The organism is Haloarcula nitratireducens (genome assembly GCF_019599505.1).
In genome coordinates, this window is record NZ_RKLT01000001.1 from 266,390 (window position 1) to 290,757 (window position 24,368).

Annotated in this window: 19 protein-coding genes; 7 read left to right on the top strand and 12 right to left on the bottom strand. The window is 68.4% G+C overall.

The annotated features are described in order from the left end of the window. The first annotated feature begins 19 nt into the window (after positions 1–19). Together EGH23_RS01340 and EGH23_RS01345 are read left to right on the top strand one after the other, a co-directional pair. Positions 20–403: a DUF7522 family protein gene (locus tag EGH23_RS01340; RefSeq protein ID WP_220578233.1), complete on the top strand. Its 384-nt coding sequence runs from the start codon at positions 20–22 to the stop codon at positions 401–403. 66 nt (positions 404–469) lie between these two features. After that, on the top strand, positions 470–1,456 hold the full coding sequence (locus EGH23_RS01345) for an NAD-dependent epimerase/dehydratase family protein (RefSeq protein WP_220578234.1): 987 nt from the start codon (positions 470–472) through the stop codon (positions 1,454–1,456). Between the two features lie 20 nt (positions 1,457–1,476). Here EGH23_RS01345 and EGH23_RS01350 read toward each other — a convergent pair whose 3' ends face one another. The 3 genes from EGH23_RS01350 to EGH23_RS01360 all read right to left on the bottom strand — a co-directional run bounded on the left by EGH23_RS01350 (position 1,477) and on the right by EGH23_RS01360 (position 6,695). Beyond that, on the bottom strand, positions 1,477–2,541 hold the full coding sequence (locus tag EGH23_RS01350; RefSeq protein ID WP_220578235.1) for a DUF7973 family transport facilitator: 1,065 nt from the start codon (positions 2,539–2,541) through the stop codon (positions 1,477–1,479). A gap of 354 nt (positions 2,542–2,895) precedes the next feature. Continuing rightward, positions 2,896–3,996, bottom strand: coding sequence for a TrmB family transcriptional regulator (locus tag EGH23_RS01355; protein ID WP_220578236.1), 1,101 nt, complete (start codon positions 3,994–3,996; stop codon positions 2,896–2,898). Between the two features lie 155 nt (positions 3,997–4,151). Beyond that, positions 4,152–6,695 carry a glycoside hydrolase family 3 protein gene (locus EGH23_RS01360; protein ID WP_220578237.1) on the bottom strand — a complete coding sequence of 848 codons (2,544 nt, stop codon included), beginning with the start codon at positions 6,693–6,695 and terminating at the stop codon, positions 4,152–4,154. 158 nt (positions 6,696–6,853) lie between these two features. Between EGH23_RS01360 and EGH23_RS01365 the strand changes: the two genes are divergently transcribed. Then, the gene (locus EGH23_RS01365; RefSeq protein WP_220578238.1) at positions 6,854–7,912 is read left to right on the top strand and encodes an NAD(P)-dependent glycerol-1-phosphate dehydrogenase; all 1,059 of its coding nucleotides are present in this window, start codon (positions 6,854–6,856) and stop codon (positions 7,910–7,912) included. Here EGH23_RS01365 and EGH23_RS01370 read toward each other — a convergent pair. Then, positions 7,909–8,394 (bottom strand): NUDIX hydrolase, encoded by a 486-nt coding sequence (locus EGH23_RS01370; RefSeq protein ID WP_220578239.1) that lies wholly within the window; start codon positions 8,392–8,394, stop codon positions 7,909–7,911. The genes EGH23_RS01365 and EGH23_RS01370 overlap by 4 nt on opposite strands. Before the next feature lie 96 nt (positions 8,395–8,490). Further along, positions 8,491–10,290, bottom strand: a complete 1,800-nt coding sequence (locus tag EGH23_RS01375; RefSeq protein WP_220578240.1) for a S9 family peptidase — start codon at positions 10,288–10,290, stop codon at positions 8,491–8,493. Positions 10,291–10,371: 81 nt separating this feature from the next. Between EGH23_RS01375 and EGH23_RS01380 the strand changes: the two genes are divergently transcribed. Beyond that, positions 10,372–11,430, top strand: coding sequence for a glycosyltransferase (locus EGH23_RS01380; RefSeq protein WP_220578241.1), 1,059 nt, complete (start codon positions 10,372–10,374; stop codon positions 11,428–11,430). Positions 11,431–11,492: 62 nt separating this feature from the next. On the opposite strand, the gene EGH23_RS01385 is transcribed toward EGH23_RS01380, so the two are convergent. After that, on the bottom strand, positions 11,493–13,232 hold the full coding sequence (locus tag EGH23_RS01385; protein WP_220578242.1) for a Na+/H+ antiporter NhaC family protein: 1,740 nt from the start codon (positions 13,230–13,232) through the stop codon (positions 11,493–11,495). A gap of 121 nt (positions 13,233–13,353) precedes the next feature. Here EGH23_RS01385 and EGH23_RS01390 point away from each other — a divergent pair, with 121 nt between their 5' ends. Further along, positions 13,354–15,225, top strand: coding sequence for a DEAD/DEAH box helicase (locus tag EGH23_RS01390; RefSeq protein WP_220578243.1), 1,872 nt, complete (start codon positions 13,354–13,356; stop codon positions 15,223–15,225). On the opposite strand, the gene EGH23_RS01395 is transcribed toward EGH23_RS01390, so the two are convergent. The 6 genes from EGH23_RS01395 to purH form a co-directional block, all read right to left on the bottom strand. Next, complete coding sequence (locus EGH23_RS01395; protein WP_220578244.1) at positions 15,222–15,830, bottom strand: class I SAM-dependent methyltransferase; 609 nt, start codon at positions 15,828–15,830, stop codon at positions 15,222–15,224. The two genes, EGH23_RS01390 and EGH23_RS01395, sit on opposite strands and share 4 nt — an antisense overlap. 42 nt (positions 15,831–15,872) lie before the next feature. Then, positions 15,873–18,326 (bottom strand): dihydropteroate synthase, encoded by a 2,454-nt coding sequence (folP, locus tag EGH23_RS01400; protein WP_220578245.1) that lies wholly within the window; start codon positions 18,324–18,326, stop codon positions 15,873–15,875. 40 nt (positions 18,327–18,366) lie between these two features. Beyond that, the gene (locus EGH23_RS01405; protein ID WP_220578246.1) at positions 18,367–19,197 is read right to left on the bottom strand and encodes a flagellar basal body-associated FliL family protein; all 831 of its coding nucleotides are present in this window, start codon (positions 19,195–19,197) and stop codon (positions 18,367–18,369) included. Between the two features lie 69 nt (positions 19,198–19,266). Next, the gene (locus EGH23_RS01410) at positions 19,267–19,803 is read right to left on the bottom strand and encodes a hypothetical protein (RefSeq protein ID WP_220578247.1); all 537 of its coding nucleotides are present in this window, start codon (positions 19,801–19,803) and stop codon (positions 19,267–19,269) included. Positions 19,804–19,890: 87 nt separating this feature from the next. Next, the gene (locus EGH23_RS01415; protein ID WP_220578248.1) at positions 19,891–20,841 is read right to left on the bottom strand and encodes a formate/nitrite transporter family protein; all 951 of its coding nucleotides are present in this window, start codon (positions 20,839–20,841) and stop codon (positions 19,891–19,893) included. A gap of 147 nt (positions 20,842–20,988) precedes the next feature. Next, positions 20,989–22,566: a bifunctional phosphoribosylaminoimidazolecarboxamide formyltransferase/IMP cyclohydrolase gene (gene purH, locus EGH23_RS01420; RefSeq protein ID WP_220578249.1), complete on the bottom strand. Its 1,578-nt coding sequence runs from the start codon at positions 22,564–22,566 to the stop codon at positions 20,989–20,991. A 147-nt stretch (positions 22,567–22,713) separates the two neighbouring features. On the opposite strand from purH, the gene EGH23_RS01425 reads away from it, so the two are divergent. Beyond that, positions 22,714–23,277 (top strand): hypothetical protein, encoded by a 564-nt coding sequence (locus EGH23_RS01425; RefSeq protein ID WP_220578250.1) that lies wholly within the window; start codon positions 22,714–22,716, stop codon positions 23,275–23,277. Positions 23,278–23,410: 133 nt separating this feature from the next. Continuing rightward, positions 23,411–24,367, top strand: a complete 957-nt coding sequence (locus EGH23_RS01430) for a PrsW family intramembrane metalloprotease (RefSeq protein WP_220578251.1) — start codon at positions 23,411–23,413, stop codon at positions 24,365–24,367. Position 24,368 lies beyond the last annotated feature (1 nt).

Genomic DNA, 24,368 nt, shown 5'->3' on the forward strand with positions numbered 1-24,368 from the left:
GCCCCGAGTGTGCCACGGTATGGCACCCGCCGAACCGGAGCGAGTCGCGTCGTATCTCGAGCGCGAAGTCGGTGACGAACTCCGCAGCGTCATCTACTACGCCGAGGACACTTTCGAGGTGGTCTACGCGAGAGCGGACGTCCGCTCGCAGTACACCGACCGGGACTTAGAGAAGGTTCGGCAGGAACTGGGAATCACCTCCTTCGGGAAACCGGCGATGGAGGACCTCTACGTCCACGGGGATCTGAAGTGTACGGTCCACTGCTTCGAGAACGCCATCGAGATGCAGTTCGTCGCCAGCGATGCGGAGGGGATCGCCGTCGCGCTCGATCCGGCGGCGTTCGTCGCCCAGCGAACGTTCGTCGCTCGATGCATGGAGGAGGCGGGCTTCGGGTACGACTGAGGCAGGTGGTCGCTCTCAACTGCCCGCCACCCCACTCGTTTTGACGCCGCCCTCCGTTGGGCGGATATGGACCAGGTTCTCATCGTCGGCGGCACGCGGTTCATCGGCCGCTACACCGTCTCGGAGTTCCGCGACGCCGACTACGACGTGACGATCTTCAACCGGGGAAACCACGACAACCCCTTCGCGGACGACGAGGGCGTGAACCACGTTCAGGGGAACCGCCGCGACCGCGAGGACCTCGCCGCCGCCCGCGAGGAGGTCGACCCCGACGTGGTCGTCGACTGCGTGGCCTACTTCCCCGAGGACGTCCGGGTCGCGACCGACGTGTTCGCCGACGTCGAGGCGTACGTCTACGTCTCCAGCGGCGCGGCCTACGGCCAGGAGCGGGTGCCCAAACGCGAGGGCGACACGGCGCTCGAACCGTGTAGCGAGGAGGAGGCGACGACCGACAGCAGCGCGACGTACGGCCCCCGCAAGGCCGAGGGCGACCGCGAAGTGTTCGCCGCCGCCGAGGACGGCGTGCGAGCGATGAGCGTCCGACCGACCGTCGTCTACGGTCCCCACGACTACACCGAGCGGTTCGCCTACTGGGTCGACCGGGTGGCCGTCCAGGACCGCATCGCCGTGCCGAGCGACGGGATGAGCCTCTGGCAGATGGCCTACGTCGAGGACGTGGCGAGCGCGCTCCGCGTCGTCGCCGAGGAGGGCGACGCGGGCGAGGCGTACAACGTCGGCGACGAGCACGCGCCGATGCTCGGTCAGTGGGTGGAGTTACTGGCCGAGACGCTCCAGACCGGCGTCGAAACGGTCGGCACGACGGAGCGCGACCTCGCGCGGCACGGCCTGACGCCGCAGGACTTCCCGATTCACCGGGCGTCACCGCACCTCTTAGAGACGGCGAAGCTCCGAGAGCTGGGGTGGTCCTCGACGCCGCACCGGGTGGCGCTCCAGCGGACGGTCGATGAACACCGGGAGAACGACCGGACCGGGCGGCAGTTCGGGCCGGACCGCGACGTGGAGGAGGAACTGCTCGACGATCTGACGCAGTGACGAGCGAGAAGTGTGGGAAGTTAGAGACCGAGCGCCGGCACCCACGCCGACCCGGGGAAGACGCCGAGGATGTACAGGATCGCGATGGTGAACGTCGCCAGCGTGATGGCCGCCGCCGGCGGGTCCCAGTGCGTGTCGGCGTGGGCGTAGAAGATCCGCTGCCAGACCTCGCCGAGCAGCGCGCCGTAGACGCCGAAGATCGCCGCGACGACGACGACCAGCAGGGCGCTCCCCCCGGGGTCGCTGGCGACGACGGCCGCCCCCGCCGTCGATGCGGGCAGGGTCATGTGGTGTGTCACCGGGATCTTCTCGACGCCGAGGTTGAGGAAGGTGAGCGACGCCGCCGAGATGCCGAAGCCGAGGAAGTAACTCCCCGTTTCGAGCCAGATGTACCCGCCGAGGACGCCGGTGATGAAACCGGTGAACGCGACGCCCGACCACTTGTACTGGTGGGGAAGCCACGGCTCGACAGCGAAGCGCTCCTCGCCCGCCTTATCGGCGTCACCCGACACTTCGCCCTCGGACCGCTTCTCGCCGCGTTCGAACGGCGACATGTCGAAGATGCCGTCGCCGGCGACGACGCCGACGATGGAGTACCCGAAGACGAGTCGGTGGAGCAACGCGCTCAGCGTGACGCCCATCGCGATGGGGTCCCACGGGAGCAACAGCCCGCCGGATATCTGCCTGATGAGCATCCCGACGATGCCGAACGCGCCGCCGACGGCGAGGTGGCTCGGTTTCGTGCCGAGCGCGAAGGTGATCGCCTTCGCGTTGTGGAAGTCGAAGGCCGCCCCCATCTCGTTCTGTCTGGCGGCGTAGGCGGCGGCCGCCGCGCCCCCGGCGAAGGAGACGTGCGGGCCGAACACCGGGCCGAAGGCGACCGCGCCGGTGATGCTGCCCGCTAACTCGGCACCGGCGTAGGCCGCCGCCTCGCCGATGGCGACGAGGAACCCCGTGAAACAGAACGCCGGGAGCGCACCGAGCGCGGCCCCGAACGCACCCCCGGCGAAGGCGGCGATGACGAGGACGACGAACGCCGACGGTTCGAGACCGATGACCGGTAACTGTAACGCCGTGATTACCATCCGTAACTTCCTCCCTGTTCGACCGGGACCGGCCGAGCCGTCGTACCGACGACCGAGTCGCCTGACTCCCGTTTCCGTACCTGACCGCTCGGTTCGAGGTGTGTCACATCCATTGTGTGTCCTCCGTGTCGGCGGTGCTGGCTACCTACAGTGACCCTCGAAAGCCGACACACACGAGCGCACTATAGCCGCGCCCGGTCTGTAACTCGTTTCGAGGGTTACTATAGTTCCCGCCTCGACAGAAAGATAACTCTATCTGACATATAGTTTCGAACCCATTACCGGCCGAACACGGACGGCGTTCACAGGACTGATTCCACGGCGGCAGGTGTGAGGTAGCCGGGTAATCAGCGGTTACGCCGGTCGGACGGTCGCCTGTTTGCACTCGAAGTCTTCGAGGAACGCGCCGTAGCCGCCGACGCTGATGCGTTCGGTCCCGGTGTCGACTATCAGCGAGTTCTCGAAGCCGAAGTCGCTGTTCCCGGGTTCGACGAGATTCTGTCGAGCGTCGACGACGGTCCCGGTGACGGTTTCGAAGGGGTCGTCGGTTCCGACCCGCCGGGCGTAGAGGTCGACGCTGACGTCGGTCCCGGTTCGCATCTGGAGTTCCGCCGCGAAGACGGTGTGGCGAAACATCTCGTAGGTCGCGGGCAATGAAGGCGGGCGGGTGACGAGCAGTTCCTCACCCATCGGCCAGTAGTTTCCCAGATACGACCCGACCAGTACCGAGGCGACGGCGTCCTGCCTGAAGGTGATGGCGCGGGTCTGGTCGTGGTCCCAACTCAGCATGGTCGCCGGCGAGACGAACCCCCGCTCCTGGTCGGTCGCCAACAGCGACGGCGCGCCGGCCAGCCCGGACCTGACGACGTTCGCGAGCCCGTCCAGACGGCCGCCCATCTCCGAGACGCGGTCGAGGTCGGACTTCGACTCGTCGCCCTCGCCGGCACCCAGCGTCAGCAACACGAGGACGCCGCGCTCGCGGGCCCGTCTGAGCGCGTCGGCGACGACGGGTAACCGGCGGGCCGGCAGTTGGAGTATCACCTCGGACTCGGCGGCGTCGATGTGACTCACCAGTCGCTTGCCGATAGTGGCCCGCGATTTGACGACTTCGAACGTCTCCTCGTCGTCGGCCGGCCGCTCGTACCGGGCGGTGACGGCCGACTCGAGGGCGTCGAGGTCGGTCCGGAGCGCCCCGAACGCCTCGGCGGGCGGCACCGCCCGGATCTCGGTGGGGGTCCGGTGGTCGTCGACGGCGACGAAGCCGTCGGCCGCGAGGTCGTCGCAGACGTCGTAGACGTAGCTGGTCGAGACGCCGGCGGCCTCCGCGACGGTGCTCGCCGTCGCCGAGCCGCGCTCGACGACCGCGAGGTACGTCTCGGCCGCGGTCTCTGAGAAGCCGTACTGCTGGAGTTTCGCACGTATCGTTTCCGTCTCCGCTGGAGGTTGGTCCGACATGAGTTGAGGTGGTCGCCGCGCGCCGCGGCGGGCGGGTCCGGTCGCTGGCACGTACTCGCCACGGTGGTATAGTCCTTCGTCAGAAGAGGGGTGGGGCGCTGGTACGGACCGCCGCGAGGGGTACGTGTGGGGCGCGACCCCGACGCTAGCCGTGCTCAGCCGTCGTAGCCGCGGATGCCCTGCATCAGCGCTTTCACGTCGTCCATCCCCCGCTCGCCGTCGTTGTTGATGTCGTAGCGCCCGGGGACGGGGTCGTCGTCGGTGATGCTTCGGGTGTTCTTGACCGTGAGCGTCGCCGTCGGGCCGTCCTGCCCGACGGTGAGTTCGTAGTCGCCGGCCTCGACGACCTTCGGCTGGACGCCGAGGATGTCGCCGGGGACGACCTCCAGCGCGGTGAGGTCCGCGGTCACCTCGACCGTCTTCGTCTCGCCGGCGGCGAGCGAGACGCGCTCGTAGCCGAGCAGCCGGCGGAGCGGCTGGAGGACCGAGCCGTAGGACTGGGTATTGAACACCTCGACGATGTGGTCGCCGGCCGTTTCGCCGGTGTTGGTCACCTCGACGCTGACGGTCACCTCAGATTGGTTTGCCGGGTTACCGACGGTCTTCCGGGACAGCGAGACGTTCCCGTACTCGAAGGAGGTGTAGCTCAGACCGTGACCGAACTCGTACAGCGGCGTGTTATCCGTCGAGCCGGTCGACGTCGGCGGGTATCGGTTGTACGGAACCGGCACCGTCCCGACGGGCGTGCCCTCGTTGGTCGGCCAACTGAAGGCGAGTTTGCCCGACGGGTTGTAGTTGCCCACGAGCGTATCGGTGATCGCGGCACCGCCGTCGCTTCCGGGTTCGCCGGCGAACAGCAGCGCGTCGAGTTTCTCGAACGTCTCGGGGGACCCGCGCGGACTGCCCGCCAGCATGACGCCGACGACGGGCGTCGAGTCGCTCGTCTCCTCGTTGACCACGTCGACGAGGCGCTGCTGGGCCTCGTCCAGGACGAGTTCGTCGCGGTCGCCGAAGCCCTCGTTGTGACAGCCCTCGCCGACGACGACGACGACGGCGTCGGCGTCCGGCGCGGCAGACCGGACCCGCTCTTCCTGCGCGTCGGTGAAGTCGAACTCCCCGTTCTCGTCGCTCTGCTGGTTCGGCGCGTCGCCCTGCCCGGCCCACCACGTGGTGTTGTTGTACGACGTGGGGACGTGGGTCAGGTTCCCGACGCAGTCTTCGAGCTCGTCGGCCAGCAGGCGCTGGCGCGGGAACGGGCCGCTCCCGCTCGGTCCCTGCCAGCCGAGGGTCCACCCGCCGTGCTGCATCAGCGCACGGGTGTTGTTGCCCTCGCTGTCGACGCCCGGCCCGGTCAGCAGGACGTTCTCGTCGCCCGAGAGCGGGAGGGTGTCCTCGTCGTTCTTCAGCAGGACCATCGACTCTCTGGCCAGCTGCTCGGAGGTCTCCTTCGCGCCGCCGAGGACGCCGTCGATGCGCGACTCGTCGACGGTCGGTTCCTCGAACAGACCGAGGTCGGCCTTGAGTTCGAGGATGTTTCGCACCGCTTCGTCGATGCGGTCCGCGGGGATCTCGCCGTCCCTGACGAGGCTGACGACGGTGTCGATGAACTGGACCGGGCCCGGGGCGCTCCCGCCGTTGCCGATCATGTACATGTCGACGCCGGCGTTGATGGCCTCCTTGGTCGCCGTCCGGAAGTCCGGGGCGTAGTCGTGGTTCGTTATCATCCGGTTGAGGTCGTCCCAGTCGGAGACGACCATCCCCTCGAAACCGTAGTTCTCCCGGAGCATCCGCGTCAGGAGCCAGTGGGAGGCGTGGGCGGGGACGCCGTTGACAGCGCCGCTGTTGACCATCACGGTTCCCGGTTCCGCTTTCAGGGCCTCGCGGTACGGCGGGAAGAGGTTCGTCCGGAGGTCGCGCAGCGACGTCGAGGCCGGCGCGCGGTCGTTGCCGTTGTTCGGGATGGAGTACGCGCCGAAGTGCTTGACACACGAGGCGAGGCGGTCGTCGCTCTCCAGTCCCCGCGCTCGTGCCCGCGAGACGTCGCCCTCGAGCTTCGGGTCCTCGCTGATACCCTCGAAGAAGCGACCCCAGCGCGGGTCGCGCTGGAGGTCCGTCGTCGGCGCGAACGTCCAGTGAGCGCCCATCGAGACGGTCGAGTCGCTGGTGTGTTCCTCTGCCTGTTCGATGAGGTCCGGGTTCCGCGTCGACCCCATGTTGAGTCGCTGCGGGAAGACGGTCGCACCCTCTAATAGGCCGTTGCCGTGGGTCGCGTCGACGCCGTAGAGGAACGGGATGTCGTGGTCGGCGTTCCGCAGGTTGTACTCCTGGAGGTCGTTGACGCCCGAGACGACCTCGCTGCCGTCGAAGCTCGGCGGTGCGGCCCCACCCGAGAGCACCGATCCGACTCCGAGTTCGCTGAAGTACTCGCCGACGGTGTCGACGCCGAAACTGTCGGGGACGTTCGACCCCTCGGGTTCGGGCTCGAACGAACTGATGGCGACCTGGGTCATCTGTGCCGCCTTCTGTTCGAGGCTCAGCGTCGAGATGATGTTCTCGATGTCCTCGTCGGTCTGTGCCGCCGCCGCGCCGGTACCGGCCCCCACCGCCGCCGTCGCCGTCGCCGCGCCGGTGGCTTTCATGAACGTCCGCCGGGACGTCTCGGCTACGCCGTCGTCAGTCGTATCGGAATTATCTGCCATCGCATCTGCACGCAAACGATGATGTACATAATTGTTTCTGGTAAACAATGGTGAGACGACTGTCAAAACGTTTCAGTACGACCGTTTCTGACGGAAATAAATACCGATTCCGTCCATCGAGGACAAACAATTTTCTCACCGCGGGGACGACAGGGGGTATGTTCGACAAATCGACGTGGATTCGCTTACCGCGAAACGTCGTGGTGGGTCACGGGGTGTTAGAGCAGACGCTCGACGCGGTGGACGAACTCCACCTGGCGGGGCGGCCGCTAGTCGTCTCCAGTCCGACGCCGCACGCCGTCGCCGGCGAGCGCGTCGTCGACCAGTTCGAGGACGCGGGCTACGACCCGGCCGAAGTCGTCATCGACGAGGCCAGTTTCGACGCCGTTCAGCAGGTCATCGCTCACGCCGAGGACGTGGACGCGGGGTTCATGCTCGGCGTCGGCGGCGGGAAGGCCATCGACATCACGAAGATGGCCGCCGACGACCTGGGACTCGGTTTCGTCTCCGTCCCGACGGCGGCCAGCCACGACGGCATCGTCTCGGGTCGGGGCTCGGTTCCGGAGGGCGATACGCGCCACAGCGTCGCCGCCGAGCCGCCGCTGGCCGTCGTCGCCGATACGGAAGTCTTAGCGGAGGCACCGTGGCGACTGACGACGGCGGGGTGTGCCGACATCATCTCGAACTACACGGCGGTCCGGGACTGGGAGCTCGCTCACCGCCTGAAGAACGTCCCCTACTCGGAGTACGCCGGCGCGCTCTCCCAGATGACCGCCGAGATGCTCGTCGACAGCGCGAGTTCCATCAAGAAGGGCTTGGAGGAGTCTTCGTGGATCGTCGTGAAGGCGCTGGTATCTTCCGGAGTGGCGATGTCCATCGCCGATTCCTCGCGGCCGGCCAGCGGCGCGGAACACCTCTTCTCGCACCAGCTAGACCGCATCGCGCCCGACCCGGCGCTGCACGGCCATCAGGTCGGCGTCGGTGCGATCATGACCGAGTACCTACACAGCGGGCCGAAGGGGCGCTGGCGCGACGTTCGAGACGCGTTGGGGGCCATCGGCGCGCCGACGACGGCCAACGAGTTGGGCATCGACGACGAGACGGTCATCGAGGCGCTGACGACGGCCCACGAGATACGCGACCGCTATACGGTGCTGGGCGACGGGATGAGCGAGGAGGCGGCCATCGAGGCGGCGACGGTCACCGGCGTCGTCTAGACGAGTTCGGCGACCGGGTCCGGATCGGTGTCCCACCGAACCGCCTCGTCCGTGGTCTCCTCGGCCTCGGCGAGTTCCGCGGTGAAGACGACGCCGAGGCGGTAGACCGCCGGAGCCGACGGGTCGTCGGCGTTGCGGATGCCCGAGATGGTCGCGCTCGTCGCGTCCGTCACCACGCAGTCGACGCCGGTGGCGTCACGGACGATTCGCTCCGTGGCCTCGGTCAGTCGCTCGTCGTCGCGCGGTTGTCCCTGCGGCACGCCCCAACCGCCGTCTTCCTCGTTGAGCAACACCGCGCCGGAGCCGTCCCGAACCACCGCCTGAACGTCGATGTACCCCTCCTCGGCCTGGTCAAGCGCACGTCGATAGCCGTCTTCGGCCACTTCGAACGTCGTCTGCGTGACCGTCGGCGACCCGACTTCCGATTCGATGCGCTCCAACCACTCCGTGACCCGCGACCGCGAGCGGTCGGATACGTCCATGGTCCGAGGGAGACGAGCCAACAGTATAAATCCGGCTAACCGTTCTCACGGGTTGAGACGGCTCGACGACCCGTCCCTCGAAGCGGTCGGTCGGAATCAGACGTGATCGTTCAGGAACTCGACGACGCGAGTGTACGCTTCGATGCGGTTCTCGCGCTTGCTGATGCCGTGGCCCTCGTCCTCGAAGATCAGCTTCTCGACGGGGACGCCGTGGTCCGCGACCTCCTCGGCGATCTGCTCGGCCTCGCCGACGGGGACCCGCGGGTCGTTCGCCCCGTGGAGGACGAACAGCGGCGCGCTGATCCGGGAGACGTTGTTGATGGGCGAGATGGATTCGAGAAAGTCGCGGTCCTCGGCGAGCGACCCGTACTCCGCCTCGCGCAACTCGCGTCGCCACTCGCCCGTGTTCTCGAGGAAGGTGACGAAGTTGGCGATGCCGACGACGTCGACGCCCGCCGCCCAGAGGTCGGGGTACTCGGTGAGCGAGGAGAGCACCATGAAACCGCCGTAGGAACCGCCCATCGCGACGATGCGGTCGGGGTCCGCGGCGGGGTGGTCGTGGAGCCACTCGACGCCCGCTCTGATGTCCTTCACCGAGTCCAGTCGCTTCTCCACGTCGTCTAGGTGGGTGTACGCTTTCCCGTAGCCGGTCGACCCGCGGACGTTCGGTTCGAGAACGGCGTACCCCCGCGAGAGGAAGTACTGCGTGAGCCCGGCGAAGGAGGGGCGGCGCTGGCTCTCGGGACCGCCGTGGATGTCGACGATGACGGGGGTGGTACCGTCCTCGTCGGCCTCCGGCGGCAGGGAGAACAGCGCGGGAATCTCTAGGCCGTCGAAGCTCTCGAAGCGAACCACCTCGGGTTCGACGAACGTCTCCCGCGGGATGCCGCCCGTCGAGGCGTGAGTCCAGCGCCGGCTCTCGCCGCTCGCCGTCTCCACGACGAAGGCGTTCGTGTTGACCGTGCGGCCGGTGACGGAGACGGCGAAGCGCTCGGCGCCGGGGCTCCACGCCACGCCGCCCGCGAGTCCGCCGGGGAGGTCCGGCGTCGGGAACTCCGCGATGCTGGTGGGGTCCTCGAACTCGCCGACGGTGAGCTCGTTGTACCCCTCGACGTTCTTCGAGTAGGCCAGTCGGCCGCTGGCCTGGTCGATGGCCACGCCGTCGATGTTCCAGTCGTCGTCCTCGCGGACGACCTCGAGGTCGCCCGACAGCGAGAGGCGGGCCAGCGAGAGCGTGTCGCTCCGCTCGTCGGTGGCCAGATACAGCGCGTCGCCGTCGGGTCCCCACGAGGCGCTGACGTAACGGACGCTGCCTTCGTGGGGCGTCAGATGGGTGAGATCGCCCGTCTCCGCGTCTAAGACGTAGACATCCTGGTCGAAACTGGAGTGGGCCTCGTTCACTATCAGTTTCTCGCCGTCGGGTGACCAGCCGCCGACGGTGAACCAGCCGTCGCCCTCGCAGACCAACTCGGCGTCCCCGCCCGTCTCCTCGCGGCCCTGCACGTAGACGTCGAAGACCGCTTCGTCGCGGCGGTTCGACGCGAAGGCGAAGGCCTCGCCGTCGGGTCGCCACCCGCCCCAGCGGTGCTTCGCGTCGGGCATCCCCGTGAGGTTCGTTATTCGGCCGTCGTCGGCGAGCAGGAAGAGCTGTGCGCGCTCGTTGCCGCCCTCGTCCATCCCGAAGACGAGCTCCGGGCGTTCGGGGGAGTAGTCGACGAAGCTCACCGGCTCGTCGTAGAAGGTGCGCTGTTCGGGCCAGCGGCCGGCAGCATCGAGCGTCCAGACCTGCGAGACGCCCGTCGCGTCGTGGAGGAACGAGAGCGTCCCGTCGGGAGCGAAGGACGCGCCGTAGGCGCTCCGGACGTTCAGGTACCGTTCGAGATCGTAATCGTACACGCCCGTTCGGAGGGCGCGAGCGGGCAAAATCCTTTGCGGCGAACGGGTGGCTTTTTGAGAACCCCCGTCGACGGATTCGGTATGCGTGTCGCGGTCGTCGCCATGGAGACGAGCCACTACCGGGACACCGACGGCCGACGGCGCATCGAACGAATCGCGCGCGAGCTCGCCGACGCCGGCCACGAGGTGTCGGTGTTCTGCTCGCAGTGGTGGGAGGGGTTCGACAAGCGGTTCGCGCCCGAGGGGGTCACGTACCGGGCGGTCACCGTCTCGCCGACCGAGCCCTCGTTCTGTACGCGACTGCCCGCGCTCCTGACGAAGTTCCGACCGGATATCGTCCACGCGATTCCGTCCCCCCCGTCGGTCGTGTTGGCGGCGAACCTCGGTGCGTCGCTCTCTCGGTCGCCGCTGGTCGTGGAGTGGTACGGCGACGACAGCCTGCCCGAAGCCCACCGGACGGACTGGTCCGTCCGCGTCCCCGACCAGTTCGTCACCCCTTCCGAACTCGTCCAGACCCGTCTCTGGGAGGCCGGTGCCGCGACCGACCGGACGACCGTCCTCCCCGAGAGCATCGACATGGACCTCGTCCGCGAGGCCGATCCGGCCGAGGAAGTCGACGTGGTGTACGCACATCCGTTAGACGAGAGCGCCAACGTCGAGTCGCTGTTCCTCGGGCTGGCGGAACTCCGCCGGAAGGACTGGTCGGCGACCATCGTCGGCGACGGCCCCGAACGCGCTACCTACGAACGGGAGGCCGCCGACCTCCGCATCGACGACCGCGTGGAGTTCGTGGGGGCCTGTGACCGCGAGCGGCGCGTCTCGATCTACAAGGGCGCGCACGTCTTCGTTCAGACGGCGTTCCGGGAGTGTTTCGCCACCGACCTGCTGTGGGCGCTGGCCTGTGGCTGCATCGGCATCGTCGAGTACCAGGCCGAATCGAGCGGCCACGAACTCGTCGAGCACCGCGACCGGTCCTTCCGCGTCACCACGCCGCAGGAGATCGCCGACAGGATCGTCGAGTCGGCCGACCTGGAACGCCGGACCGTCGACGAGTCGCTCTCGGAGTTCGACCACGAGGCCGTCCGCGGCGAGTACGAGGACCTCTACGCCCGACTGGTCGAAGAACGCGGTCTATTCTGACTCGACCGGCGCGAGCGACGCCGGTGCGGAGAGAGCCGGAAAAAGGACCCCTCGATGACGAGTCAGTACGGGATGATCCGGAACCCCTCGGGGATGAGGAGCCCGAACACGAGGAACAGCGCGGCGGCGACGCCGGCCGCGATGAGGGCGTAGGGGGCCTGACTCCTGACGTGGACCATGTGGTCGCTCCCGCTCGTCGAGGAGGCCAGGACGGTCGTGTCGCTGATGGGTGAGGTGTGGTCGCCGAAGATGCCGCCGCTGAACACCGCGCCGAGGACGAGCGGGAGGTTCGCCCCCGTCGAGAACGCCAGCGGGATGGCGATGGGGAACATGATGCCGTAGGTCGACCACGACGAGCCGTCGGAGAAACTGACCGCCGACGTGACGAGGAAGACGCCCACCGGGACGACGAACGCGGGCACGCCGCCGAAGACGTTCGTCACGAACGAGGAGATGCCGAGCAGCGACACCGCGTTCTGGATGGAACTGGCGAACATGAGGATGACGGCGGCCAGCAAGATGCCCTTGAAGCCGACCATCATCGCGTCGGTGGCGTCGTCGTTCGACGGGATATCGCCCTTCCAGCGGTAGAGCAGGAAGGCGACGATCAGGGCGGCGATGGAGGCGATGCCGAGCTGGACGCCGCCGATGTTGAACGCCCACGGGCCGCTCGGCGGCGCGACGAGTTGCCAGCCGCCCAGTCGAACCAGCGTCGTTCCCATCCCCTGTTTGCCCTCGACGTAGATGACCGGGCTCGCCCGCCAGAACATCGCGCTCAGGCCGACGACGACCATCGTCAGGATGGGCCAGGCGAAGTTCCGCCAGTCCGGCGTCGCGGTCTCGGCGACCTCGTACTCGTCCATCTCCTCGGAGATCATCGGGTCGGCGTCGTCGCCGACGACCTCGCCCGTCTCTCGCGCCCGCGACTCCTCGGTGCCCATCTCGTAGAGGTTCGGGACGACCTGCCACGCGACGAGCGCCGCGAGCGCGAGCGCGATCCAGGAGTAAAAGCCCGTGAACAACGTGTTGAAGAACAGCGGCCAGACGGCCCCCGTCGCCGCGGTCACCTGCTCGCCGCCGCTGTCGACGAAGTTAGACATACCCGACGGGAGCGACCCCTGCTTCTGGGCCTCGACGAGACCGCCGCCGATGAAGCCGACCATCGCCGCGCCCCACGTCGAGTAGAAGGCGAGGCGGGCCGCCGGCGACCCCGCCGAATCGACGTAGTAGGCGAGCTTCGCCCGCGAGACGTCGAAGCGGTCGGTCAGCGGGCGCATCATCGAGCCGACCACCAGACAGTTGAAGTAGTCGTCGATGTGGATGGCGATACCGGCCAGGAAAGCGGCCTTCTCGGCGTCGTCGGCCGAGTCGACGCGCGACGCGAGCGCCTCTAGGACGCCCCGGATGGCCCCCGCTCGAATCATCAGGCCGATCATGCCGCCGATGGCGAAGATCGCCAGCAGGACGTTCTTGACGTACCACTCGCCGAACAAGGGCGCCGTGGCGATTATCTCCGGGACGAGCTTCAGTCCGAACAGCCCGCCCAGCGCGACGCCGCCGACGCCGGTCGTCCACGAACTCGCGTTCTCGGCCTGCGGCTGGACCGTCGCCACCTCGCCGCCGGCGGTGATCAGGTCCGACGGGACCCCGACGGCCTGTGGATGCAGCGCGCCGAGCAGGACGCTCGTGACGACGATGCCGACGAACAGTCCGATGAGGGCGTCTCGCGTGTACCATGCGAGAGCGATGGCCACGAGCGCCGGGACGACCGACCAGGGGCCGGCCACGATTCCTTCGACCATGTCTGGTCGTCCGAGTGGCGACACATTAACGTACGTATTCGCCTGCGTCGGCGCTGGGCCGACGACCGATCGCGACCGGCCAGACGAAACCCGTTTTGCCCTCGGCTACCTCCGGCCGGTAGTGACAGACGAGGAGCCAGCCGACTCGGAACCCGAGAGCGCCGACGGCGACGGTCCGGCCGTCGAACTCGACGCCATCTACGACGCCATCGACGCCGTCGGCCGCCCGCACCTGACGGCGACCGAGCTATCCAGGAAGACGGACCTCACGCCCGACGAGGCACGCGAGGCGCTCGAAGCGCTCGCGAGCGAGGGCGAGATAGAGCGTCAGGACGTGAGCGAGGTCGAGTCGATCTGGTATCCCGCCGACGTCGCCGAGGTGACCGACCGCGAGCGCGTCGTCCTCTTTCCGGACCGCCGGGAGGTCGTGGTCGAACACCCCGACCAGTTCACGCGGGCGCAGCTCTCGCAGTTCGCCCGCCTGCAGGACTCCAACCGGTCGGGCGGCTACGTCTACGAGCTGCGCGAGGCCGACGTCTGGGCGGCCCCGCACGAGTCGCTTGACGACCTCTTAGCGACGATGCGCGACGTGTTGGGCGAGCGTTCGCCCCACCTCGAAGAGTGGGTGACGAGCCAGTGGGAGCGCGCCCGGAAGTTCCGCCTCTACACCCACGAGGAGGGGTACGTCGTCCTCGAAGCCGAGAGCGACGACCTGATGGGCAACGTCGCCCGGCAGAAACTCGACGACGAATACCTGCGCGCGCCCATCTCGGACTCGGAGGCGTGGGTCAACCGCGACGCCACCGCCGAGATCAAGCGGACGCTGTACGAGGCGGGATATCCGGTCCGGGACGACCGCGAACTGGACGAAGGCGACGCCCTGGAGATGGACCTCCTGCTCCGTCTGCGCGACTACCAGGCCGACTGGGTCGAGCGGTTCACCGAGCAGGGATCGGGCGTCTTCGTCGGGCCGCCGGGGTCGGGCAAGACCGTCGCGGCGATGGGGACGATGGCCGCCATCGGCGGCGAGACGCTGATTCTGGTCCCCTCGCGCGAACTCGCCACCCAGTGGCACGACGAACTGGTGCGGCACACTTCTCTCACCGACGACGACATCGGCGAGTACCACGGCGGCGCGAAGGAGATCCGCCCGGTCACCATCGCCACGTACCGCACCGCCGGGATGGACCGCCACCGGAAGCTCTTCGACCAGCGCAAGTGGGGCCTCATCGTCTACGACGAGGTGCATCACGTCCCCAGCCCCATCCACCGCCGGAGCGCGGACTTACAGACCAAACATCGCCTCGGGCTCACCGCGACGCCGACTCGCGAGAGCGACGACGAGGAGGAGATATTCACGCTCGTCGGCCCGCCCATCGGGACGGACTGGGGGAAGCTGTTCGACGAGGGGTACGTCGCCGAACCCGAAGTCGAGATCCGGCTCGTCCCGTGGGGCGGGGACGACGAGCGAACGGAGTACGCCTCCACGTCGGGCCACGACCGGCGGCAGGCGGCGGCGAACAACACCGGGAAGATAGAGGAGATCCGCTACACGCTCGCCCAACACCCCGCGGCGAAGGCGCTCGTCTTCGTGGAGTACTTAGATCAGGGCGAGGTCATCAGCGAGGCCATCGACGCGCCCTTCATCAGCGGCGAGACGCCCCACGCCCGCCGGGAGAAGCTGTTCGACGAGTTCCGCCGGAGCGAACGCGATACCCTGGTCGTCTCGCGGGTCGGCGACGAGGGGATCGACCTCCCCGACGCCGAACTCGCCGTCGTCGCCTCGGGACTCGGCGGCTCTCGGCGGCAGGGCGCACAGCGAGCGGGCCGGACGATGCGCCCCGCAGGCGACGCGCGAATGGTCATCCTCGCCACGCGCGGAACGACCGAGGAGGACTTCGTCCGCCGGCAGATGCGCCACCTCGCCTCGAAGGGCATCCGCGTCAACGAGACGGAGGCCGAGGCGGTCGAAGCGCCCGTTAGCGAGGACTAGACTCGCGCTTCGACGATCGCGAACGTGCCGCCGAGTTCGTCGGGCACTTCCTCGACGTCCGTCACCTCGAATCCCGCTTCCGCCAGCAGTTCCCGATTCCGGTCCACCCCGTAGAAGCTCCACGCCATCCGCTCGCCGGTATCCAACCAGTCGTCGTTCTCCCCGACCCACGGTTCGCTTCCGACGGCGGCGAGCAGGCGTCCGCCCGGCCGGAGGACGCGCTCGAACTCGGCGAAGACGGCGGCGTGTTCCTCGCGGGGGACGTGGATGACCGCGTGATACGAGACGACGGCGTCGAAGGCGTCGTCGGGCGACGGGAGATGGGCGAGGTCTCCCTGCACGACTCCGGCGCTCGGCACTCGCTCTCGAGCGGTCTGCAACTGCTCGCGGGAGATGTCGAGTGCGACGACGTCGTGTCGCTCCGCGAGGACGTCGGCGGCCGGCGTGCCGGCTCCACACCCGGCGTCGAGGACGCGGCCGCCGTCTGCGAGGGCTGATGCCAGTTCCTCGACGAGACTCCGCTCACGCCCCTCCCCGTCCCGCTCTGCTGCGTACGTCGCCGCGATCTCGTCGTAGCCCGACCGAACGACGTCCCGCTGGTCCATATCGACGACCCGACACCGGGCGAAAAGAACCTTCCGACGAGTTCAACCGTCGAACCGCTCGGGGTCGCGAGCGGCCTCGGCGACGTTCACCGCGGCGACGTTCTCGGCGACGTCGTGGACGCGGATCACGTCCGCGCCGCGTTCGACCGCCAGCGTCGTCCCCGCGACGGTCGCCTCCAGACAGTCGCCCGGCTCTTCGCCGACGAGCCCGAACAGCGACTTGTGGGAGTGACCGAACAGGATCGGACAGCCCAGCGCCCGGAACTCAGAGAGCCGATCCAGCAGTTCGAAATCTTCGGCCCTGGACTTCCCGAAGCCGATACCGGGGTCGACCAGAATCTGCTCGCGGTCGAGTCCGGCCTTCTCCGCCAGCAGCACGCGCTCGGTCAACTGGTCGATGCAGTCCGTGACCACGTCGTCGTACTGGACGTCGCTATCGGGGTCGACGGGCGTCTCGATGGAGTGCATCACCACCACCGGGACGTCGTGCTCGGCGGCGACGAGGCGCATCTCCGGGTCTTCGAGTCCGGAGACGTCGTTGAGGACGTCCGCGCCGGCGTCGAGCGCGGCGCGGGCGACGCTCGCCTTCCGCGTGTCGATAGAGAGGAGGGCATCTCGGTCGGCCAGCTCCTCGACGACCGGAACGACTCGGGCTATCTCCTCGTCGGCGGGGACGGGCTCTGCACCCGGGCGCGTGGACTCGCCGCCGATGTCGATTATGTCAGCGCCGTCGGCGATCATCTCCTCGGCGCGGGCGACGGCGTCCGCCACGGCGTCGTACTCGCCGCCGTCGTGGAACGAGTCGGGGGTGATATTGAGGATGCCCATGACCGAGGGACCGTCCTCCCACGGGTAGCCGCGGCCGCCGTCGGGTTGCTGGATGTCCAGCGCCTCGCGGAGTTCGTCGGCGAACGGCGAGAGGCCGTAGGGCTGGCCGGCGAGTTTCTCGGTCAGGCGCTTGTACTGGGCCATCGTCGCCATCGTCACCACGTCCAGACGCTCCTCGTCCTGGTCGTTCAGCCCCGAGATGGCGCACTCGCCGCCCAGTGACAGCAGTTCCTCCTTGAGATACTGGGCCTGTCGAGGCTGGACCCGCGTGCGGAGGACGCGGTGGACGGCCTTCCCGCGCATCCGCCACGCGCCGGCCTCGGTGACGTGCGCGTCGTCGATGGTCTCGCGGGCCTCGTCGAGCGAGTCGACGCGCTTGGGGACGATGGCGCGCGACCACCGGTTGCGGGCCTCGCGGACCGCGTACAGCGACCCGGTGACCAGCACGGCGTCGCCGTCGTCGGCCGCGTCGAGGGCCATCTCCAGCGCGCCGGCCACGTCGCTGCGCGTCTCCACGTCGGCGGCGGTCGCCTCGCGCATCGCCTCGGCGACGACGGTCGGCGACTCCGCGCGGTCGACGTTCGGCCGGCAGGCGATCGCGTGATCGGCGTCCGAGAGCGCCGCGGCCATGCCGACGTGGTCCTTGTCGACCATCGCGCCGACCACGAGGTGGAGGTCGTCGTAGTCGAACGAGTCGAGCGTCTCCATCGTCCGTTCGAGGCCGCCGGGGTTGTGCGCCCCGTCCAGCACCACGAGCGGCTCCTCGCCCATCACTTCGAAGCGGCCCGGCCAGTGGGCGTTCCGCAGACCGCGTTCCAGTTCTTCTCGGGACACGTCGGCGATCTGTCTGACCAGCGCCGCCGCGATGCCGGCGTTCTGCGCCTGATGCTCGCCCAGGAGCGGGAGGCGCGTGTCGACGGTCCAGTCGGGTCCCTCGATGGTGACCGCGCCCTCGAGGCCGTCGCGACCGTCGTAGGTGACCGCTACGTCCGCCGGGCCGTCGACCCCGCCGGTTCCGTCGCCGACGGTCACCACGTCGCCGGCGACCTCCCGAACGGCGGCGAGCGCGTCGCCGGTCGTCCCGGTCACCAGCGGCGCGCCGTCGGGCGCGACGTGGGCCTTGTCGCGGGCGATCTCCCCGACCGTGTCGCCGAGGATGTGAGTGTGTTCGAGCGTCACCGAGGTCACGGCGCTGGCCGCCGGGTCGACGACGCTCGTCGCGTCGTACTTCCCCCCGATGCCGACTTCGAGGACGGCCACGTCCACGTCCTGCCGGTCGAACTCCCAGAGGGCCAGTGCGGTCAGCGTCTCGAAGAAGGTCGGCGACGCTCCCTCGGCCCCCGAGGTCGTGATGTACGGCTCTGCCGTCTCGACGAACTCGACGAGAGCTGACTCAGGTACTTTGCGGCCGTTGACTCGGATGCGTTCGCGAACGTCGTCTAAGTGCGGAGACGTGTAGAGGCCGACGTCGTATCCCGCCTCTCGGAGGCTCCGCTCGACCATTCGCGCGGTCGAGCCCTTCCCGTTGGAGCCGGCGATCTGGATACAGCGGAGGCTCTCGTGTGGGTCGTCGAGCGTGGAGAGCAACTCCCGCGTGGCGTCGGTGCCGGCCCGCGACGCGAACCGGCGCAACTCGAAGAGGAAGTTCGCGGCCTCGTGGAACTCCATGTCCCGAGTATTCAGAGCCGCGCGCTTTAGCCTGTCGGACCTACCGCTCGCCGCCGTGCCCGCTCCGCATCCAGCGGACGATGGCCCCGCTCACCGCGAGGAAGGCCACGCCGAGCAGCGGCGCGACGTTGACGCTACCGGGGGTCCGAACGTCGTCCTCGTCGGCAGATATCTCGGGTTCGCTCGTCGGCGTTCCCGTCTCGCCCCCGCTCTCGCCGAGCCCCTTCGTCGGCCCGACGTAGGACTGGCCGTGGGTTCGCTCGCCGGCATCGTCCGTCTCGCTGGACTCCTCGCCGAGGACGGTCGATGCCGACGTCTCGTCCGTCGACGACGCGGACGCTCCCGCGTCCGTCTCCGTGCCCGTGTCGGCGTCCGTATCGTCCATACCACCGTCGTCGCCGCCGACGCTCTTGCCTCTGCTGGTCGCGTCACGACGGCTGCCGGTCCGCTCGGCCGAGGCGACGCCGGTGTCGGTCGCCGGCGGCGGCGTCTCGGCGACCGGGCCGTCGCCGTCGTCGTCGGAGCCCCGCCGCTTGAGGAACCAGAACCCGACGGTCCCCAGTCCGGCCGCGACGAGGGTGACCCCCGCGCCGAGCAGCCCCCACTTCTTCACGGCGGACGCGGACTCCTCGTCGTCTTCGGCGGGCGCGACCGCCTCCTCCGACGCGAACGTCTCGCGCGTCGTCGTATCGACCGGCCGCGACGCCGTCGGCGGCGTCTCCGAGACGGCCCCCGCGCCGGCCGCGGCGTCCGCGCGGTCCTCCAGAGCCGCATCGAGGTCGTCGACGACGCTGACGCCCGGAATCGCGCCGAGCACCCGCGCCGCGACGCCGGCACCGACCCGTATCCGAAGCACGGTGTATTCGCTCATGGCTGGACTGACGCACGGCAGCGGTTTAAATCCGCGTGGCGGGACTCGCAGAAACGTGGACGCTGGCCGTCACGTCTCCCGCTCGACTTCGCGGGTCTCGTGGATCTCGTGAGTCTCGTGGGCGTCGGCGGCTTCGAGGGCGGTCTCGCGGCTCACGTTCGGGATCGACTCGTCGTGTTCGGCGAGCAGCGTCTGTAGTTCCGCTTCGTACTCGCGCTCCGAGAGGTCGCCCTCGACGTAGCGCTCGTCGAGGGCGGCCTTCCGCTCGTCGAGGGACGGTTCGAACCGGTCGCCCAGTCCGAGCGAGCGAAGCGGCGGGACGAACCGCTCGGCGCGGTGAAAGGCGTCCGCGGCTCCCTGATTAGTCGGGAACGACGCGCGACTGGCCAGTTCGGAGGCGAGGGCGGCGACGAAGACGACGTCGAGACCGGCCAGCAGGAGCGTCCCGAGGACGGTCGCGGCGACGATACCGAGTAACGGGCCGCCGGCCACGAGCGTCGACACGGTGGCGACGAGGCCGACGACGGCGACGCCCGCCGCTCCGAGCGTCGTCAGGACGACGCCGGCGAACAGGAGCCAGTGGCGGTTGTCGGAGACCCAGCTCACGCTCCCCTCTAGTCGCAGGCGAGACAAAGGCGTTGTCGTCGGGGACCGGTCGGCCGTCGTTCCGCCGCGGTCGGCAGCGCGGCGTCGCTAGTGGTCCTTATTGACCGGGACGTACGAGCGGCCGGAGTCGGAGAAGCGACCGAGCGTCCACTCTCGGACGGTGAGCTGTCGCTTCTTGCCGTCCTCGCGCGCCGTCTCCAGCCGTCGCTCGGTCGTCTGGAAGTAGTTGACGACGGTGACGAGGACGACGCCGCCGATGGAGTTCCCGAGCAGTACCGGGAGGACGAACTGCGTCGTCCCCACCATCAGGCTGAGCTCGCCGCCGTAGACCAGAAACAGCATCTCGGTCGCCGAGACGACGACGTGGTAGAGATTAGCAAACGGGATGGCGAGGAAGGACAGGTAGACGAGCAGGAGCCGCGAGACGCTGTCCCGCAGCGAGAAGTCGACCCAGACGACGCCGGCGACGATGAGGCCGGCGAAGACGGCTTTGGCGAACAGCGTCCACCACGGCGTCTCGATGGCCTTCTCGGCGAAGCCCGCGGCCGCCGCGGCGGCGTCGGGCGAGAGCACGCCGGTCGAGGCGAGCGCGAGCGCGCCGAGCGCGCCGCCGACGAGGTTCCCGAGGAGGACGAGCCCCCAGATGCGAAACAGGGCGGGGAGAGAGGAGAGGCGTTCGAGCGTGAGCGCGACCGGCGGGAGCGTGTTCTCGGTGTAGAGCTGGTAGTCCCCGAGGATGATGAAGACGAATCCCAGCGGGTACAACAGGGCGCTCAGAATCGGGTCGCCACCGGTCGAGGCGTACATCGAGGAGTACAGCAGAAACGTGATAGTGATTGCGAACCCGGCCGCGAGAGCGCTCGCGAGCAGTTCGCGCCTGCTGGACGTTATCTCGTGGTCCGCGGCGACGATGATTCGCTGGAAGATCTCGTCGGCGGAGAATCGGTCGCGGATGGTTCGGCCCCCCGCCGGTGCCCCGCTCTGCGCGCGGTCGACCGCGTCGCGGACGGCGCGCTCTCGGTCGGTATCCTGAGACATGCCCACCGGTTCGAAAGCCCGTTTGAAGCGTTTTTCGAGACGGGAACCGAACGCCGTGAAGCGATATCGGACGCGTCCTGTTTCAGCCGCGCCGGAAACGCCGTCAGAGCGAGCTCTGACGAGCTTCAGACACTCCCTCGCTGACGCTCAGTCGTGTCTGAAAGACCGCTGGCCGGTCATGACCATCGCCATGCCGTGCTCGTTCGCGGCCTCGACGACGCTCTCGTCGTTCTTCGACCCGCCGGGCTGGATGACCGCTTCGATACCGGCGTCGGCGGCGTGCTCGATGCCGTCCGGGAACGGGAAGAAGGCGTCGGAGGCCATCACCGCGCCGTCGGCGTCCTTGCCCTCGGCGTGCTCCTCGGCCTTCATCGCGGCCAGCCGGACGGCGTCGACACGGGAGACCTGTCCCATGCCGATGCCGACCGTCTCGGTCCCCTTCGCGAAGAGGATGCCGTTGGACTTGACGTGTTTGAGCGTGTGCCACGCGAACAGCAGCGACTCGACCTGTTCGTCGGTCGGTTCGCGCTCCGTGACGACCTCCAAGTCGTCGGCGGTGAGGTGCTGGGTGTCGCGCTCTTGCACGAGGCGGCCGCCGATGAGCGGTTTCTCGGTCAGCGCGTCCGTGACCTCGAAGTTCTCGTTGACGTCCAGCACGCGGAGGTTCTCCTTCTCGAAGAGGACGTCGAGCGCCGCGTCGGTGTAACCCGGCGCGACGACGACCTCCTTGAACGAGTCGATGATCTGTTCCGCGGTGGCGGCGTCGCACTCGCGGTTGAGCGCGACGATGCCGCCGAAAGCGCTCATCGGGTCCGTCGAGAGCGCGTCGGCGTAGGCGTCCGCGAGCGAGTCGGCGGTCGCACAGCCGGCGGGGTTGGTGTGCTTGATGACGGCGGCGGCGGGCTCTTCGAACTCCTTGATGAGGTTCAGCGCCCCGTCGGCGTCGTTGTAGTTGTTGTAACTGAGCGCCTTCGCGCCCTCGTTCAACTGGTCGGCGTGGACGACGCTGGCCTCCGACACCGTCGCATCGGCGTACAGCGCGGCGTCCTGATGGGGGTTCTCCCCGTAACGCAGGTCGGCCGCGCGGTCGTCGGAGACGACGCGTCGGGCCGGAAAGTCCCCGCCCTCGTCGCCCTCGACGCTGACGGTCCCGTCGTCGGCGACGGTGACGCGGTCCTCGGCGAACCACTTCACGACCCGGGGATAGGCCGTGAACTCGCCCTCGTAGAGGACGCGCTCCTTCAGGTCGTCCTCGTCGTCGCCCTCGAAGACGGGGATGGGTTCCTGCGTGACGATGGGGCCGCCGTCGACCGTCTCGTCGACGACGTGGACCGTACAGCCCGTGACCTTCACACCCGCGTCGAGTACCTGCTCGTGAGCGTCCATGCCCGCGAAGTTCGGCAGTAGCGACGGGTGGACGTTCAGCGTCGTCGGCGTCCCCTCGATGAACGTCTCGCTCAAGATACGCATGTAGCCGTCGAGCGTCACGAGGTCGAAGTCGTACTCCGAGAGCGCGTCGAGCACTCGCTCCTCGTGATCTTCGCGGGCCTCGTCCTCGTCGCGTTCGACGACTTCCGTCGGGATGCCGCGTTCGGCCGCCGCCTCGAGCACGGGCGCGTCGGCGTCGTTGGTCAGCACGACGGCGAACGCCGCCCCGCCCGGAGCGCGGTCGGCGATGTTCATCAGGTTTCGGCCGCGGTTGCTGGCCATGCCGGCGAGTTTCATATCCGAGTGGGGGCGCGGGGCGCGCAAAGTAGTTGCGAAACGACCGCCGGGGATTCCGACGGGAACGACGCGACTGCCGCGCTCGACAGCCGTCGCGGGCGTTCGCGTGTCGGAGTCCCTTTGTAGTCCCGCCGTCCAGTCCTCACCATGTCGAAGCTACGGTGTCAGCGCGCCGGGGCCGTCGCCGCCGTCGGGGGAGTCGTCTGGGTCGGTTGGGCCGTGGCGCTCGGACTCACGGGCAGCGAGAGCGACCCGATACTGCTCGCGGTCGTCTGCTCGACGCTCGGCGTCGTCGCCGGCCACTACGCCGTCGAGAGCTTCTACGGCGAGCGGATGAAGCGACCGGGGACCGGCGGCGCGTGGCTCGGCGTCCTCGGCGGCGCCGTCTTCGCCGTCGGCCAGTCGCTTCGGATCTTCACCGGCGGCGACCCGCAGTGGGTCGTCGGTCTCGGCGTCCTCGCGCTGGTCAGCGGTTCGATACTCGTCAGCGTCGGTCTCGTCCGGACCCGCATCCAGCCGCCGTGGATCGGCGTCCTCCTGGCCGCCGGCACCGTCGCCTTCCTCGGGTTCGACCTCTCGCCGTGGGCCGCCCTGCCGTACGGGCTGGCGTGGCTCGCGCTGGGCTGGGACCTCTATCGCTACGACCCGCCGGACGGCCGATTCGGGGACTTAGAGGCGGACTACGGGTGGATCCAGCGGGGCTCCGAGTAGAACGAAGGGTTTGGGAGCGAGAGCCGGGACCGCGAGCGTCGTACCGAAAACCCGATGCTCGGGTGACCTCTGGACGCGTAGAGTGGGAAATTCCGGCGAAACTATGAGGTGGTTGCCGTGAGACGATACTGCCGTGCCAGACGACGAGACCGATCCAGTCGCCGCAGCACTGTCCGGTTCGACAGACCTCTACGACATCGCCGACTGGGAGCCGCGGTCGGCGCTCGACGGGGTGTCAGTCAGCCTCTACGGGCTGTTGCACGCCTCCCGGCGGTGGCTCCTCGTCGCGCTCGCGCTGTTGCTGTTCGTCGCGCAACTGGCGGCGACGGTTCTGTTGGCGATTCGCCGGCCGGAACTGGGCGTTCTCGCGGCGCTGTCGGCGGTGCCCGCGCTGGCCATCGTCGGCTACCTCTGGTACGGCGATCCGACGCATAGAGAGCCGCTCGAACCGATCGCAATCACGTTCGTCCTCTCGATTCTCTTCGCCAGCATCGCCGCGCTGGTGAACACGCTACTCAACCCGCTGTTCCAGTTCGTCCCGGTCGTCGGGATGGTGCTCTACTTCTTCCTCGTCGTCGGCCCGATCGAGGAGACGGTGAAGTGGCTCGCGGTGCGGGTCGGCGCGTTCGGCTCCATCAACGCCGTCGTCGACGGCGTCGTCTACGGGGCCGTCGCCGGGCTCGGCTTCGCCAGCATCGAGAACGCGCTGTACATCTCACAGGGGTACACGCAAGCGCTCTCGGCCCAGGAGGGCGTGGAACCCATCGTCGCCGCGTTGCAGACGGCGACGAGCCGGGCGTTCGTCGGTCCCGGTCACGTCCTGTACTCCTCGTTCGCGGGCTACTACCTCGGACTGGCGAAGTTCAACAGCGATAACGCCGGCCCCATCGTGGTGAAGGGGATCCTCATCGCGGCGGTCATCCACGCGATCTACAACACGTCGGTGACGTACTTGCCGCGGCTGATTCCGGGGTGGAACCTCCTGGTGTTCGTCGGTTTCGTCATCGCCTTCGACGCGGTCGTCGGCTACCTGCTGTATCGGAAGCTCAAGCGCTATCAGTCGCACTACCACCGGGCGACGAACGGCTGAC

What these genes read in the sequence shown, in the direction of transcription:
- EGH23_RS01350 (WP_220578235.1), bottom strand. Translation starts at nt 2,541, where the DNA reads ATGGTAATCACGGCGTTACAGTTACCGGTCATCGGTCTCGAACCGTCG.
- EGH23_RS01345 (WP_220578234.1), top strand. Translation starts at nt 470, where the DNA reads ATGGACCAGGTTCTCATCGTCGGCGGCACGCGGTTCATCGGCCGCTAC.
- EGH23_RS01355 (WP_220578236.1), bottom strand. Translation starts at nt 3,996, where the DNA reads ATGTCGGACCAACCTCCAGCGGAGACGGAAACGATACGTGCGAAACTC.
- EGH23_RS01365 (WP_220578238.1), top strand. Translation starts at nt 6,854, where the DNA reads ATGTTCGACAAATCGACGTGGATTCGCTTACCGCGAAACGTCGTGGTG.
- folP (WP_220578245.1), bottom strand. Translation starts at nt 18,326, where the DNA reads ATGGAGTTCCACGAGGCCGCGAACTTCCTCTTCGAGTTGCGCCGGTTC.
- EGH23_RS01370 (WP_220578239.1), bottom strand. Translation starts at nt 8,394, where the DNA reads ATGGACGTATCCGACCGCTCGCGGTCGCGGGTCACGGAGTGGTTGGAG.
- EGH23_RS01405 (WP_220578246.1), bottom strand. Translation starts at nt 19,197, where the DNA reads ATGAGCGAATACACCGTGCTTCGGATACGGGTCGGTGCCGGCGTCGCG.
- EGH23_RS01385 (WP_220578242.1), bottom strand. Translation starts at nt 13,232, where the DNA reads ATGGTCGAAGGAATCGTGGCCGGCCCCTGGTCGGTCGTCCCGGCGCTC.
- EGH23_RS01415 (WP_220578248.1), bottom strand. Translation starts at nt 20,841, where the DNA reads ATGTCTCAGGATACCGACCGAGAGCGCGCCGTCCGCGACGCGGTCGAC.
- purH (WP_220578249.1), bottom strand. Translation starts at nt 22,566, where the DNA reads ATGAAACTCGCCGGCATGGCCAGCAACCGCGGCCGAAACCTGATGAAC.
- EGH23_RS01380 (WP_220578241.1), top strand. Translation starts at nt 10,372, where the DNA reads ATGCGTGTCGCGGTCGTCGCCATGGAGACGAGCCACTACCGGGACACC.
- EGH23_RS01395 (WP_220578244.1), bottom strand. Translation starts at nt 15,830, where the DNA reads ATGGACCAGCGGGACGTCGTTCGGTCGGGCTACGACGAGATCGCGGCG.
- EGH23_RS01340 (WP_220578233.1), top strand. Translation starts at nt 20, where the DNA reads ATGGCACCCGCCGAACCGGAGCGAGTCGCGTCGTATCTCGAGCGCGAA.
- EGH23_RS01360 (WP_220578237.1), bottom strand. Translation starts at nt 6,695, where the DNA reads ATGGCAGATAATTCCGATACGACTGACGACGGCGTAGCCGAGACGTCC.
- EGH23_RS01425 (WP_220578250.1), top strand. Translation starts at nt 22,714, where the DNA reads ATGTCGAAGCTACGGTGTCAGCGCGCCGGGGCCGTCGCCGCCGTCGGG.